The sequence below is a fragment of the Streptomyces sp. NPDC042102 genome, assembly GCF_055582305.1.
This window is the reverse complement of sequence record NZ_JBVJDL010000004.1, coordinates 468,857-481,904: the sequence shown is the minus strand read 5'-3', so window position 1 is coordinate 481,904 and position 13,048 is coordinate 468,857. Positions and strand designations below refer to the sequence as shown.

Here is a 13,048-nt window from a genome sequence, read left to right as displayed (position 1 = left end):
GAGGACAGCCGATGAGACGGGTCGTGATCACCGGGATCGGAGTGGTGGCCCCGGGCGGGATCGGGGTCAAGGACTTCTGGGCCCTGCTGACCGCCGGGCGGACCGCCACCCGCGGCATCACCCTCTTCGACGCCGCCTCCTACCGCTCCCGGATCGCCGCCGAGGCCGACTTCGACCCGGCCGCGCACGGCATCGGCGCCGAGGAGGCCGGCCGGCTGGACCGGGCCGCGCAGTTCGCCGTCGCCGCCGCCCGCGAGGCGCTCGCCGACAGCGGGCTGGCCGGCGCCGCCGCACCGCACCGCACCGGGGTCACCCTCGGCAGCGCGGTCGGCTGCACCACCGGGCTCGACACCCAGTACCCGCTGGTCAGCGAGCTCGGCGCGCGCTGGAGCGTGGACCACACCCGGGCCGCCGCCCAGCTCTTCGACTACTTCGTCCCCAGCTCCATGGCCGCCGAGGTGGCCCGTACCGCCGGCGCCGAAGGGCCGGTGGCGCTGGTCTCCACCGGCTGCACCTCGGGCCTGGACTCGCTCGGGCACGCCGTCGAACTCGTCCGTGAGGGCAGCGCCGACATCATGGTCGCCGGCGCCACCGAGGCACCGATCTCGCCCATCACGGTGGCCTGCTTCGACGCGATCAAGGCCACCAGCCCGCGCAACGACGACCCCGCCACCGCCTCCCGCCCCTTCGACCGCACCCGCAACGGCTTCGTCCTCGGCGAGGGGGCCGCCGTCGTCGTCCTGGAGGAGCTCCAGCGCGCCCGGCGCCGCGGCGCGCACGTCTACGCCGAGATCTCCGGCTTCGCCTCGCGCAGCAACGCCTACCACATGACCGGGCTGAAGACCGACGGCGTGGAGATGGCCGCCGCCATCCGCGCCGCCCTCGACGAGGCCCGCCTGGACCGCTCCGCCGTCGACTACATCAACGCCCACGGCTCGGGTACCAAGCAGAACGACAAGCACGAGACCACCGCCTTCAAACGGAGCCTGGGCGAACGCGCGCGGCAGGTGCCGGTCAGCTCCATCAAGTCGATGATCGGGCACTCCCTCGGCGCGATCGGCGCCCTGGAGGTCGCCGCCTGCGCCCTGGCCATCGAGCACAACACCGTGCCGCCCACCGCCAACCTGCACGAGCCCGACCCCGACTGCGACCTCGACTACACCCCGCTGACCGCCCGCGAGCACCGCACCGACACCGTGCTCACCGTCGGCAGCGGCTTCGGCGGCTTCCAGAGCGCCATGGTCCTCACCCGCCCGCACCTGGGCACGGCCGCGTGAGCGCGTCCGCACCCGAGGGCCGGCTGACCGAGGTCGCCGACGGGGTGCACGCCTTCGTCCAGCCCCACGGCGGCTGGTGCCTGAACAACGCCGGCCTGGTAGTCGGCGCGGGCGGCGCCTGCACCCTGGTGGACACCGCCGCCACCGAGAGCCGCGCCCGGCGACTGCGGGACCTGGTGCTGGCCCGCGCCGGACGGCCCCCGCGCACCCTGGTCAACACCCACTTCCACGGCGACCACACCTTCGGCAACAGCCACTTCCCCGAAGCCGTGGTCGTCGCCCACGAGAGCGCCCGCGCCGAGATGATCGCGACCGGCCTGCAACTGACCGGCCTGTGGCCCGACGTGTGCTGGGGCGAGCTCGAAGTGGCCCTGCCCGAGCTCACGTTCACCGACACCCTGACCCTGCACACCGGCGGGGTCCGCATCGAACTGCTCCACCTGGGCCCCGCCGCGCACACCACCAACGACACCGTGGTGTGGCTGCCCGAGCAGCGGGTCCTGTTCACCGGGGACGTGGTGATGTCCGGCATCACCCCGTTCTGCGTGATGGGTTCGGTCACCGGCTCCCTCGACGCCATGCACCGGCTGCGCGCCCTCGACCCGCTCGTCGTGGTCCCCGGCCACGGCCCCGTCGGCGGCCCCGAGCTGATCGACGCCAACGAGGACTACTTCCGCTGGCTGCGGGCACTGGCCCGGGACGGCGTCCAGGCCCGGCTCACCCCGCTGGGCCTGGCCCGGGCGATGGGCCCGGGCCCGTACGCCGGACTCCTCGACGCGGAGCGGCTCGTACCGAACCTGCACCGGGCCTACGCCGAGGAGCACGGCGCGGCGCCCGGCCGGCCGCTGGACATCCCCGCGCTGTTCCAGGAGATGGCCGACTACCACGGGGGCCTGCCGGCCTGTCACGCCTGAGAGTTCACGGCAGGTCGTCGCGGGTCACCCGGCGCGCCGACACCCGCAGCATCCCGTCCGCGTCCCGCACCAGCACGTCCTCGCACACACAGACCCGGTGCACCCTTGATGCGCCACCGATCCGGGAGGCGTAGACGATCGCGTAACTGCGCACCCCCACCGTGCCGTCCGGACGCGGCCGGACGTCCAGCATCCCCAGGAAGTGCCGGTGCCGCTCGCCCGCCGCGACCAGCGCCGCCCGCGCCCCGTACGCCGACGCCACCAGCCCGGCGCGCCCGCGCACCGGCTCGGGCAGCGTCGGCACGTCGAAGACGGCGTCCTCGGTGAACGTCAGTGCCCAGGCCTCCGCCTCGCCCAGGTCCAGGCGCTGCATCTGGTGCGCGTAGAACTGCTGCACCTCCGTGTGCAGCGCGGCGGACCACACCGCGGGGGCGCTCGCCGTCTCCGTCGTCATCCGGACACTCTCCTCTCGTCGGCCCTCGCCGTCGTCCGCACTGTCCCCGCCGGCGATCGCGCGCCCTTCGAAGACGCCTCAAGCCGGGCCCCAGCGCCCGGCCGGACGCTGGGGGAGACACCCCGCGCCCGCCCCTGAGAAAGGTCCGCCCACCGTGCCCACCGAACAGGTCCACCGCACCTCCCACCAGGTCACGGCCGACGCCCCGGCCGCCACCGTGTACGGGCTGCTCGCGGACGCCGAGCGGTGGCCACTGCTGTTCCCGCCCACCGTGCACGTCCGCCGCCTCGACACCCGCGACGGCGGCGACGGCTCCCGCGTGGAGCGGCTGGCGATCTGGGCCACCGCCAACGGCACCCTCAGACACTGGACCTCCCGCCGCGCCCTCGACCCCGCCGCCCGCCGCATCGGATTCCGCCAGGAGACCCCGGCGGCGCCGCTGCGCTCCATGGGCGGTACCTGGATCGTCGACGCGCTCGGCGCGGACCGCTCCCGCGTCACCCTGCTGCACGACTTCACGGTCGTCGACGACCGCCCCGACGACGTCGCCTGGGTGCTGCGCGCCACCGACACCAACAGCCGGGCCGAACTCGGCCGGCTGGCCGCCCTCGCCGCCCGCCCCCGCCGGCTCGACGGCATGCTGTTCACCTTCGCCGACTCCCTCCGCTTCCGGGCCCCCGCGGTCACCGTCCTGGACCACCTCGACCACGCCGCCCTGTGGCCGGGAGCGGCGCCGACGGTCGCGCTGCGGCTGCCGGAGACCGGCGAGGTCGTCTTCAAGACCCCCGAGCCGCCCGCCCCCCTCTCGGTGCACACCGGCGGCTGGACGGTCGACGCCGACGGCCCGGACGGGGTCGTGGTGACCGTGCGCCAGCAGGTGGTCCTGCGTGCGGAGGACGACGTACCGCGGGCGCGGCAGGACGTACGGGAGGAAGCCGGCCGGGTCGCCCGGACGGCCCTGACACGGCTGCGCGACCGGAACGAGCTGATCCCGTCCTCGGCATGACGCGCGCGGGCCGCCCGCGCCACCGGAACGAAAGTGAGGGTTTGACGGGCCCCGGAACGGAGCAGGGGGACTCACCATGGCCACCGATCACACGCACAAGGACAGCGCACCCACGCTGATCGGCTCCGTCCAGCGGGCACTGCGCCTCGTGGAGGCGATGTACGCCGAGGGCGGCGCGACCGCCAAACGGCTGTCGCGGATCACGGGCATCCCGCTGCCGACCGTCTACCACCTGCTGCGCACACTGAGCCACGAGGGCTACGTCCAGCGGGAGGGCGGTTCGTTCCGCTTGTCCGATCATTTGCCCTTGGCCTCGTGAAACAGGCCAACCATGTGATCACATTCGCGCATGTTCCATTGGAAAGTGCCAGAACACCCTTCCGCACTATGGAACTTCAGTAAGTTCATCCCTGTCGCGCCGTGCGACCGTGCACCACGCACACACGGCCGGGAGGGGAGCCCGCGTGCCCGGGATCGACGAATGCCTGCTCGAAGCCATGGCCCTGCCGGGTGCCCGCGGAGCCGCCCTGGTCGACTGGAGCAGCGGACTCGCGCTCGGCACCGCAGGCGACTCCCCGGTGGGCGACCACGAGACGACCGCCGCCGAGACCGCCGAGCTGGCCCGGGCGGCCGCCGAGTACGAGTCGTTCGCGCCGTCCGGCGGCGGCGCCCCCGAGGGGCAGCCCGAAGCCGGCCCGCCCGTCGAGGACCTGATCGTCACCACCCGTTCGGGCTACCACGTGCTGCGTTTCGTCGAGACGAGCTTCGACAGCAGCGTCTTCCTGCACCTGTGGCTCGACCGGGCCGACGGCAACCTCGCCCTCGCCCGGATCAGACTCCGCGACCTGGCGGAAGGCCTGGTGCTCAGATGACCATCCCCACCCAGCCGGGTCCGGGCGGCGCCGTGTCCCCGCTGCTGACCAGACTCGCCGCGGAGCGCGCCACCGGCGCCCTGCTCCGCGACCGGGGCACGCTCTTCCTGGAGGACGGCCGCATCGTCCACGCCGAGAGTCCCGCCACCCCCGGCCTCGACGTCCTCCTCACCACCGGTGGCGGCCTGGCCCCCGAACGCTGGCGCGAGGCCGTGGACCGCGCCGGCGCCCGCCGCCAGGTGGCCCGCTTCCTCGTCGACAGCGGCGGGCTGGCCGGCGGAGAGCTGGAGATCTGCCACATCGCGGCCATCTTCGACGCGGCGTTCTTCGCCCTCTCCCCGGGCAGTGGCCCCTCCCGCTTCCGGCGCGGGGCCACCCACTGGATCGGCTCGGTCCGCTCGGTCCCCGCCGAAGCCGTCGAGCGCGAGACCCGGCGGCGCCGCGAGCTGCTGGACGCGGTCTGGCCCTATCCGCAGCTCGACACCGCGCCCGTGGTGCCCCGCCCGGCCGCCCCCGGCCAGACCGTCACCAGCCGCCAGCGCGTCCTGCTGCGCCACGCGGACGGCGTCCGCACCCCGGCCGCGCTGGCCTGGACCCTGGGCCGGCCCGCCTTCCACACCGTGCTCGACGTACGGCGGCTGGCGGCCGCCGGCCTGGTCGAGACCCCGCACCTGCCGGCCCCCGCGCCGGACCCCACCGAACTGCCCGCCTGGATGACCCAGACCCAGCCCCCGGACGTGGCCCTGCTCCGCCGGTTACGCGACGCACTGGAGGCAAGCCTGTGAGGCTCCCGCTGCGACAGCTCACCGAGCGCAGGCAAGCCGAGAGGAGGAAGTCCGACATGAGTGCAAGCGTCATGGTTCCCGCCGAAGCCGAGGCCGAGATACTCGCCGAACTGCGTCGGCTGCGGGCCCGTGTCCCCCAGCTCACCGGGGCGCTCGCCGCCAGCGCCGACGGCCTGGTCCTCGCCCAGGACACCGCCGCCACCGAGGCCGAGGCGGTGGCCGCGCTGACCGCCGCCGCACTCGGGGTGGCCCAGCGGCTCAGCGACAGCACCGGGCAGGGCGACTTCCGCGAACTGCTCGTGCGCGGCGAGCGCGGCTACGTCGCCACCTACGCCGCCGGTGAAACGGCCGTCCTGACGCTGATCGCCGAACCCCGCGCCAACGTCGGCCGCCTTCATCTGGAGGCCCGCCGTTCCAGTCTCCGTATCGCCGAGCTCATCGATCACACCCTCGGGCGCCGGTTCGGCCCGGGCGGCCGGGCCTGAGCGGTCACCGCCCGCGGTCCCCGGGCCCGCGTCCTTCCCGTACGTGATGTCCACGCACGGATCCCCACCCGCACATCACCTTCACCTTCACCTTCACCTTCACCTTCACCTTCACGTTCACTGAGAGGAAACCCTCATGGCCAACGTCGACACCTCCCTCAAGGAAGCCACCACCTCGATCGAGGGCGTGATCGGCGCCGCCCTGGTCGACTACACCAGCGGCATGGCGCTGGGCACGATCGGGGGCGGCAAGGACCTCGACCTCACCGTCGCCGCCGCGGGCAACACCGACGTGGTGCGCGCCAAGGTCCGCACCATGGAGCACCTGGGCCTCAAGGACGAGATCGAGGACATCCTGATCACGCTCGGTACCCAGTACCACCTGATCCGGCTGCTGCGCGGCCGCGGCACCCAGGGCCTCTTCCTCTACCTCGCCCTGGACAACAAGCGCGCCAACCTGGCGATGGCCCGGCACCAGCTGAAGAAGATCGAAGCCGAACTCGAGGTCTGAGACGGGAACCGGAGGACCCCGTACCGCCGTCACACTGAGAGGTGGCGGGCGGCTGAATTCTTTGCCGTCCGCCCCGGTGACCTGCACCGCTTCGTCCAGTTAAGGGGGGATTTTATAATCCCGTTACAGAGTAGGATGCTGTAATTAGCTGATCATCGCTAGAGAACCTGCTGGAGAAGTCCACCCCCATGCCCCCGCGCCTGAGCATCGTCGTCCCTGTCTACAACGTCGAGCTCTACCTCGACGAGTGCCTGGAATCCATCGCCGCCCAGACCTTCGACGACTTCGAAGTCGTCATGGTGGACGACGGCTCCACCGACTCCAGCGCCGTCATCGCCAAGAAGTTCGCCGAGCGTGACAAGCGGTTCCGGCTGGTGATGCAGGAGAACGCCGGCCTCGGTGCCGCGCGCAACACCGGCGCCCGCCACATCTCCCCGGACAGCCAGTACCTGGCCTTCGTCGACAGCGACGACACCATGCCGGAGAACGCCTACCAGCTGATGGTCGACACCCTCGACGAGACCGGCTCGGACTTCGTCGGCGGCAACGTGCTGCGCTTCCGCTCCGTCGGCATGAACCAGTCCTGGGGCCACAAGGCGCCGTTCGCCAAGACCCGGCTCAAGACCCACATCTCCGAGTTCGCGCCGCTGGTCACCGACCGCACCGCGTGGAACAAGGTCTACCGCCGCACCTTCTGGGACGAGCACGGCTTCCAGTACCCCGAGGGCATCCTCTACGAGGACGCGCCCGTCTCCATCCCCGCGCACTACTTCGCCACCCGCGTCGACGTCCTCAGCGACGTCGTCTACCACTGGCGCGTGCGCGAGACCGGTGAGCGCTCCATCACCCAGCGCTCCACCGACCCGGTCTCCCTCATCGACCGCGTCACCTCGGTGCGCCTGGTCCGTGAGTCCCTCCAGGCCAAGCAGGGCGCCGAGTACGTCCGCTACCTGCGCGACTACGACCACAACGTGCTGAGCGAGGAGCTCCCGCTCATCTACAAGTACGTCCCCGAGGGCGGCCAGGAGTTCCGCGACGCCTTCGTCCGCGAGGTCGGCGGCCTGGTCCGCGAGATCGGCACCGAGCCGTGGTCCGACCTGACCGTCGCCGACCGCCTCAAGGCGTTCCTCGCCCGCGAGGGCCGCGTCGAGGACTTCATCGCCCTCCTCGAGCACCAGCAGGACTTCTCCTACAGCGTCCCGGCCAAGGGCCTGGCCCGCCCGCAGGCGGACTACCCCTTCCTCCAGGGCCGCCCGCCCGTCCCGGCCAAGGTGCTCACCCTCGGCAACCGCGAGCTGCGCGTCGTCAGCCGCGTCGAGCAGGCCGCCTGGGCCGGCGGCAAGCTGCTGCTGCGCGGCTACGCCCTGCCCGGCCACCTCGGCGCCGAGAGCCGCCTCGGCTCGCGCAAGATGCTGATCTTCCGCGAGAAGGGCAAGCGCCGCCGCTCGGTCGTCTCCGCCCGCACCATCGCCTCCCCGACGGCCACCGTCAACGCCCCGCACCTGGCCCTGCGCCACGCCGAGTGGGCCGGCTTCAGCGCCGTCATCGACCCGTCGGTCTTCCAGCAGGGCGGCAAGTGGAACGACGGCGTGTGGACCACCTCCATCGCCGTCACCGGCGCCGGCGGTCTGCACCGCGCCCGCCTCAAGGGCGGTGACCACGACAGCGGCCTGACCCCGCCCGCCCACTGGGTGGCCCCCGACGTCCGCGTCGTCCCGGTCGTCGCCAACACCCTCACCATCAAGGTGGAGGTCGTCCGCGCCCGCGCCCTCGACGTCACCGCCGACGCCGACGGCGTCCTGGAGATCACCGGTGAGCTGGCCGCCGCCCCCGGCCCCGGCGCCGTGCTCTCCGCCGAGCACCAGACCACCGGCACCGTCCTGACCTTCCCGCTGGAGACCTCCGCCGGCGCCGCCGGCGGCCGGGTGCCCTTCAGCGTCAAGGTCCCCGTCGCCGACCTGGCCGCCGTCCCGGACGCCGAGGCCAAGCCCGGCGAGTGGCTCCCCGAGCCGTGGAACCTGACCGTGGTCCGCGCCGACGGCACCGCCTACGACCTCGCGCACGACGAGCGCGGCGGCTTCACCGGCCTCGTCGTCCCGGTCCCCGGCGAGGGCGCCCGCGCCCTGTTCGCCAAGCGCACCAACACCGGCCAGCTCTGCCTGTCCATGCAGCCCTCGCCGCCGCTGGTCGACTCCGTCACCACCAAGGACGGCGTCCTCACCCTCAAGGGCACCTTCCACGCCCCGGCCGACGAGCCGTACGAGTTCGTGCTGCACAACTGGCACGGCGAGGAGTTCAGCTACCCCGCCACCCGCGAGGGCGACCGCTTCGAGGCGAGCTTCGAGCCGATGCTGCCCGAGTCCTTCGCCGGCCGGACCTCGCTGCCGCACGGCCGCTGGTGGCCCACGCTGCGCCCGGTCGCCCAGGGCGGCACCACCGCCGGCCTGCTCGGCGTCGACCGCGGCGCCCCGGTCCAGCTGATCGCCCCGGCGCTCGGCAGCGGCCCGGCCGCCCTCACCGTCGCCGGCCGCCGGATGCGGGTCGAGGCCCGCTTCTACGACCGCATGGCGCTGGTAGCCGACGAGCTGAAGAGCCCGCACGACCGCGCCCGCTACGCGCAGCGCGTCGCCCGCGACATCACGTACCCGGCGCAGCGCAAGCTGCCGCTGAAGGACATGGTCGTCTTCGACACCTTCCAGGGCGACGGCGCCGGTGACTCCCCGCGCGCCATCCACGAGGAGCTGCTGCGCCGCGGCGAGAAGCTGGAGCACATCTGGCTGGTCCGCGACGGCCGCGCCGAGGTCCCCGCGACCGCCCGCGCGGTGCAGTACGGCAGCCTGGAGTTCTGGGAGGTGCTGGCCCGCGCCAAGTACTTCGTCACCAACGACAGCGTCCCGCGAGAGTTCCACCGCCGCGACGACCAGTTCGTGGTCCAGACGTGGCACGGCACGCCGCTCAAGCAGATCGGCCACGACTTCATCCACGACTACTACACCAGCCCGGAGATCCTGACCGCGCTGCAGCACGACAGTGCCCAGTGGTCGGTGCTGGTCTCCCCGTCCGCCTTCGCCACCCCGGTGCTCCAGCGCGCCCTCGGCTTCCAGGGCGAGACCATGGAGGTCGGCAGCCCGCGCACCGACGCGCTGCTGAACCCGGACGCCGAGCGGATCGCCGAGGTCCGCCGCCGGCTGGGCGTCCCCGAGGGCAAGAAGGTCGTCCTGTACGCCCCGACCTGGCGCGAGAACCGCGAGGGCTGGAGCGGCGGCTACAAGCTCGACCTCCAGATCGACCTGGACGCGGCCCGGCGCGAGCTGGGCGAGGACCACGTGCTGCTGGTCCGCGGCCACCACCGGGTCAAGGAGCAGGTCCGTGACGGCGTCCGCGACGGCTTCGTCATCGACGTCACGCGCTGGGCGGACCCGACCGACCTGCTGCTCGTCGCCGACGTCCTGATCTCCGACTACTCGTCGCTGATCTGCGACTACACGCTGACCGGCAAGCCGATCCTGCTCTTCACGTACGACCTGGAGCACTACCGCGACACGCTGCGCGGCTTCACCTTCGCCTACGAGGAGAAGGCCCCCGGCCCGCTGCTGCGGGACTCCGAGAGCCTGATCGCGGCCGTGAAGGACGCGGACGCGGTCGGCGCGGAGTACGCCGAGGCGCGCGCCGCGTTCCGCGCGGAGTTCGCCGGCTTCGACGACGGCACCGCCGCCGAGAAGGTCGTCGACCGGATGCTCGGCACGAAGTAACCCACACGGGTGATCCGCACACTGGTCCCGGGCCCACCGATGAATTTCGGGCCCGGGACCGGTCTGTATGGCGAGGAGCACACCCACTCGCCAGGAGGCAGACATGAGCGGCACCGGTTTCACCACGTGCCTGTGGTTCGACGGCAACGCGCAGGAGGCGGCCGACTACTACGTCTCGGTGTTCAAGGACGGCCGGATCGGCCGGATCGGCCGCTACACCGAGGCGGGGCCCGGTGAGCCCGGCTCCGTGATGGTCGTGGAGTTCGAGATCAACGGACAGAAGTTCGTCGCCCTCAACGGCGGTCCGGAGTTCAGCTTCACCGAGGCCGTCTCCTTCCAGATCCACTGCGCGGACCAGGCGGAGGCCGACCACTACTGGGACGTCCTGACGGCGGACGGCGGCCAGGAAGTCGCCTGCGGCTGGGTCAAGGACCGGTTCGGGCTGTCCTGGCAGGTCATCCCCACGGAGGCGCTGGACCTGATCAGCGACCCGGACCCGCAGCGCGCGGCCCGGGCGAGCGCGGCGATGCTCACGATGCAGCGGCTGGACGTGGCCGCCCTGCGCAGGGCGGCGGACGCCGCGTGAGGGGCCCCCGCACCTGACGGTGCCGCCGGGCCGCCCACGGTCCGGCGGCGCCGTACGCTCAGTCCTGCCCGGCGAGCCGGCTCAGCAGCTTCGGGAGCGCCGTGCCGATCGGTTCCCGGATCACCTCGTCGGCCAGCGGGTCGTACGGGGTCTCCTCGGCGTTCACGATGATCAGGCGGGCGCCGTGCTCGGCGGCCATCCCGGCCAGCGAGGCCGCGGGCTGCACCTGCAGCGTCGTCCCGACGGCGATGAAGACGTCGCAGCCCTTGGCGACGGCCACCGCCTGCGCCAGCACCTCCGGGTCCAGGCGTTCGCCGAACATCACGGTGGCCGCCTTCAGGATCCCGCCGCACGCCGTGCAGGCGGGATCCGGCTCCCCGGCGGCCACCCGCGCGAGGGCGTCCGCCATGTCGGAGCGCACGTGGCAGTGCGTGCACACCACCGCCCGGGCGCTCCCGTGCAGCTCGAACACCTTGCGCGCGGGCATCCCGGCCAGCTGCTGCAGACCGTCCACGTTCTGCGTGATCACCCGTACGGGGGTGCCGCCGCGCTCCAGCTCGGCGACGGCCCGGTGCGCGGCATTCGGCCGGGCCCCGAGCGCGCCGATCTCGGCGCGCATCAGCCAGGACCGGCGCCGGACCTCGGTATCGGCCATGTAGTGCTCGTACGTGACGAGCTTCTCGGCGTCGGGCTCCCGACGCCACAGGCCCTGCGGCCCCCGGTAGTCCGGGATCCCGGAATCCGTGGACATCCCAGCCCCACTGAACACGACGACAAGCGGCTTCCCCATGGGGCCGACCCTACGGAGGTGCCCGCCCGCGCGGCCAGCGCTTTACGACGACGGCACCCGGCCGGCGCGGGAAGGGCGTTCCCGCGGTGAATTCCGGCACCCACCGGAGTGAGATCCGGGCGCCGCTCCGCCCGGCGGGAGCCGCCCGGCGGTTACACCCGAGCCATGAGGATCTCTTCCCAGGGGCTCGCCGCCCTGTTCCTGTCCCTGTTCACCCTGCTCCCGTCGCCGCCGGTCCGTGCCGAGGGCCCCGTCGCCGCCCAGCGGCACACCGCAGCCCAGATCGGCCGGTTCCTGACCGGGTTCTACGGCGACCACGGCCCCTCCGCCCACGCCCGCAGGCACCACGTCTCGCGGCACCTGAGGGACAAACAGCGGCGCAACCCCGGCGCCGACGTCGTCCTGTGCGCCCGCACCGCGCCGCAGGACATCACCATCGGCGAGGTCACCGTCGCCCAGTCGGCGCGGATCGGGTGGGCCACCGTCACCACCCACTGGCACGGCGGCGACACCGACACGCACACCGCGTACGTACGGCTCGACTCCCGGCCGATCGAACTGGACGACGTGATCTGCGGACCGGCCGCCGAGCCCCCCGGTCCCGCCGATCCGCCCTCCCCGTACGCCTCCTGACGGACGGACAGGATCTGGTACAACTCCTGTCATGACGGAATCGGCAGGCTCGGTGGGTTCGGCAGGTTCGGTGGGTTCCGTGGGTTCCGCGCGGTTCGAGATCGCGGGGGCGAGCGGCGCCGACATGGAGCTGTTCCGCGCCTGGTCCGAGGACGAGGGCTGGAACCCGGGGGACACCGACCGCCTGGCCTTCGCCGTGGCCGACCCGCGGGGCTTCCTCGTCGGCCGGCGGGGCGGCGAGCCGGCCGCCTGCATCTCGGCCGTCCGCTACGGCGCCGGCTTCGGCTTCATCGGCTTCTACATCGCCCGCCCCGCCTTCCGCGGCCAGGGGTACGGCATCCAGCTCTGGCGGGCCGGGATGGAGCGGCTCGACGGGCGGCTCGTCGGCCTCGACGGAGTGGTGGAGCAGCAGGACAACTACCGCAAGTCCGGGTTCCGCCGGGCCTGGAACAACGTCCGCCACGAAGGGGTGCCGCAGGGTGGCCCCGGCCCGCTCGCCGAGGGCGTCCGGCTGGTCGACGCCGCCACGCTGCCCTTCGGGGTGCTGGCGGCGTACGACCGGAGGTTCTTCCCCGAGGCGCGCGACGCGTTCCTGTCCGCCTGGACCGGTCTGCCCGGCCGGACCGGGGTCGCCGCCGTCCGCGACGGCCGGATCGAGGGCCTCGGTGTCATCCGGCCGTGCAGCGCCGCCTGGCGCGTGGGCCCCCTCTACGCCGGCACCCCGCGGATCGCGGCCGCCCTCCTGCACCGGCTCGCGCAGGACGCCCCGGGCGGCGCCGTCGCCGTGGACGTGCCCGACGCCAACCCGGCGGCGACCGCCCTGATGGCGGAGCTCGGGCTGGTCCCGACCTTCGAGGCGGCCCGGATGTACACCGGGCCCGCACCCGAGGTCGACCTGGCCGGACTGTACGGCGTCACCAGCCTCGAACTGGGCTGAGACCCGGACGGCCGCGCGGCCTTCGGCGTGCCGCGCGGCCGTCCGT

14 protein-coding genes are annotated in these 13,048 nt (G+C 73.1%); 12 read left to right on the top strand and 2 right to left on the bottom strand.

The window, feature by feature from the left end:
* The first annotated feature begins 11 nt into the window (after positions 1-11).
* Positions 12-1,277: a beta-ketoacyl-[acyl-carrier-protein] synthase family protein gene (locus ACZ6KO_RS20290; protein ID WP_469305374.1), complete on the top strand. Its 1,266-nt coding sequence runs from the start codon at positions 12-14 to the stop codon at positions 1,275-1,277.
* The gene (locus ACZ6KO_RS20285; protein WP_469305373.1) at positions 1,274-2,191 is read left to right on the top strand and encodes an MBL fold metallo-hydrolase; all 918 of its coding nucleotides are present in this window, start codon (positions 1,274-1,276) and stop codon (positions 2,189-2,191) included. Before ACZ6KO_RS20290 ends, ACZ6KO_RS20285 begins: the two co-directional genes overlap by 4 nt.
* 4 nt (positions 2,192-2,195) lie before the next feature.
* Here ACZ6KO_RS20285 and ACZ6KO_RS20280 read toward each other — a convergent pair whose 3' ends face one another.
* Complete coding sequence (locus ACZ6KO_RS20280) at positions 2,196-2,645, bottom strand: nuclear transport factor 2 family protein (protein ID WP_469305372.1); 450 nt, start codon at positions 2,643-2,645, stop codon at positions 2,196-2,198.
* Between the two features lie 154 nt (positions 2,646-2,799).
* On the opposite strand from ACZ6KO_RS20280, the gene ACZ6KO_RS20275 reads away from it, so the two are divergent.
* The 8 genes from ACZ6KO_RS20275 to ACZ6KO_RS20240 all read left to right on the top strand — a co-directional run bounded on the left by ACZ6KO_RS20275 (position 2,800) and on the right by ACZ6KO_RS20240 (position 10,642).
* Positions 2,800-3,651, top strand: coding sequence for an aromatase/cyclase (locus ACZ6KO_RS20275; RefSeq protein WP_469305371.1), 852 nt, complete (start codon positions 2,800-2,802; stop codon positions 3,649-3,651).
* Positions 3,652-3,727: 76 nt separating this feature from the next.
* Positions 3,728-3,970, top strand: coding sequence for a helix-turn-helix domain-containing protein (locus tag ACZ6KO_RS20270; RefSeq protein ID WP_469305370.1), 243 nt, complete (start codon positions 3,728-3,730; stop codon positions 3,968-3,970).
* 145 nt (positions 3,971-4,115) lie between these two features.
* Positions 4,116-4,523 carry a hypothetical protein gene (locus ACZ6KO_RS20265; protein ID WP_469305369.1) on the top strand — a complete coding sequence of 136 codons (408 nt, stop codon included), beginning with the start codon at positions 4,116-4,118 and terminating at the stop codon, positions 4,521-4,523.
* The gene (locus tag ACZ6KO_RS20260) at positions 4,520-5,308 is read left to right on the top strand and encodes a transcriptional regulator (RefSeq protein ID WP_469305368.1); all 789 of its coding nucleotides are present in this window, start codon (positions 4,520-4,522) and stop codon (positions 5,306-5,308) included. Before ACZ6KO_RS20265 ends, ACZ6KO_RS20260 begins: the two co-directional genes overlap by 4 nt.
* A gap of 56 nt (positions 5,309-5,364) precedes the next feature.
* On the top strand, positions 5,365-5,793 hold the full coding sequence (locus ACZ6KO_RS20255) for a roadblock/LC7 domain-containing protein (RefSeq protein ID WP_401446623.1): 429 nt from the start codon (positions 5,365-5,367) through the stop codon (positions 5,791-5,793).
* Positions 5,794-5,929: 136 nt separating this feature from the next.
* Positions 5,930-6,304: a hypothetical protein gene (locus ACZ6KO_RS20250; protein ID WP_401446626.1), complete on the top strand. Its 375-nt coding sequence runs from the start codon at positions 5,930-5,932 to the stop codon at positions 6,302-6,304.
* Positions 6,305-6,492: 188 nt separating this feature from the next.
* On the top strand, positions 6,493-10,056 hold the full coding sequence (locus tag ACZ6KO_RS20245; protein ID WP_469305367.1) for a bifunctional glycosyltransferase/CDP-glycerol:glycerophosphate glycerophosphotransferase: 3,564 nt from the start codon (positions 6,493-6,495) through the stop codon (positions 10,054-10,056).
* Between the two features lie 103 nt (positions 10,057-10,159).
* Positions 10,160-10,642, top strand: coding sequence for a VOC family protein (locus ACZ6KO_RS20240; RefSeq protein WP_469305366.1), 483 nt, complete (start codon positions 10,160-10,162; stop codon positions 10,640-10,642).
* Between the two features lie 58 nt (positions 10,643-10,700).
* Here the strand turns inward: ACZ6KO_RS20240 and ACZ6KO_RS20235 are convergent, their stop codons facing one another.
* The gene (locus ACZ6KO_RS20235; protein ID WP_469305365.1) at positions 10,701-11,432 is read right to left on the bottom strand and encodes an SIR2 family NAD-dependent protein deacylase; all 732 of its coding nucleotides are present in this window, start codon (positions 11,430-11,432) and stop codon (positions 10,701-10,703) included.
* 165 nt (positions 11,433-11,597) lie between these two features.
* Here ACZ6KO_RS20235 and ACZ6KO_RS20230 point away from each other — a divergent pair, with 165 nt between their 5' ends.
* Both ACZ6KO_RS20230 and ACZ6KO_RS20225 read left to right on the top strand, forming a co-directional pair.
* Positions 11,598-12,065, top strand: coding sequence for a hypothetical protein (locus ACZ6KO_RS20230; RefSeq protein WP_469305364.1), 468 nt, complete (start codon positions 11,598-11,600; stop codon positions 12,063-12,065).
* A gap of 124 nt (positions 12,066-12,189) precedes the next feature.
* A complete protein-coding gene (locus tag ACZ6KO_RS20225) occupies positions 12,190-13,002 on the top strand; it encodes a GNAT family N-acetyltransferase (RefSeq protein ID WP_469305713.1) in 813 nt (270 codons plus the stop codon).
* The last annotated feature ends 46 nt before the right edge of the window (positions 13,003-13,048 follow it).

Bases quoted from the DNA above. Each gene is read 5' to 3' on its own strand.
- ACZ6KO_RS20290 (WP_469305374.1), top strand. From the start codon at position 12: ATGAGACGGGTCGTGATCACCGGGATCGGAGTGGTGGCCCCGGGCGGG.
- ACZ6KO_RS20280 (WP_469305372.1), bottom strand. From the start codon at position 2,645: ATGACGACGGAGACGGCGAGCGCCCCCGCGGTGTGGTCCGCCGCGCTG.
- ACZ6KO_RS20270 (WP_469305370.1), top strand. From the start codon at position 3,728: ATGGCCACCGATCACACGCACAAGGACAGCGCACCCACGCTGATCGGC.
- ACZ6KO_RS20260 (WP_469305368.1), top strand. From the start codon at position 4,520: ATGACCATCCCCACCCAGCCGGGTCCGGGCGGCGCCGTGTCCCCGCTG.
- ACZ6KO_RS20255 (WP_401446623.1), top strand. From the start codon at position 5,365: ATGAGTGCAAGCGTCATGGTTCCCGCCGAAGCCGAGGCCGAGATACTC.
- ACZ6KO_RS20250 (WP_401446626.1), top strand. From the start codon at position 5,930: ATGGCCAACGTCGACACCTCCCTCAAGGAAGCCACCACCTCGATCGAG.
- ACZ6KO_RS20245 (WP_469305367.1), top strand. From the start codon at position 6,493: ATGCCCCCGCGCCTGAGCATCGTCGTCCCTGTCTACAACGTCGAGCTC.
- ACZ6KO_RS20240 (WP_469305366.1), top strand. From the start codon at position 10,160: ATGAGCGGCACCGGTTTCACCACGTGCCTGTGGTTCGACGGCAACGCG.
- ACZ6KO_RS20235 (WP_469305365.1), bottom strand. From the start codon at position 11,432: ATGGGGAAGCCGCTTGTCGTCGTGTTCAGTGGGGCTGGGATGTCCACG.
- ACZ6KO_RS20230 (WP_469305364.1), top strand. From the start codon at position 11,598: ATGAGGATCTCTTCCCAGGGGCTCGCCGCCCTGTTCCTGTCCCTGTTC.
- ACZ6KO_RS20225 (WP_469305713.1), top strand. From the start codon at position 12,190: ATGGAGCTGTTCCGCGCCTGGTCCGAGGACGAGGGCTGGAACCCGGGG.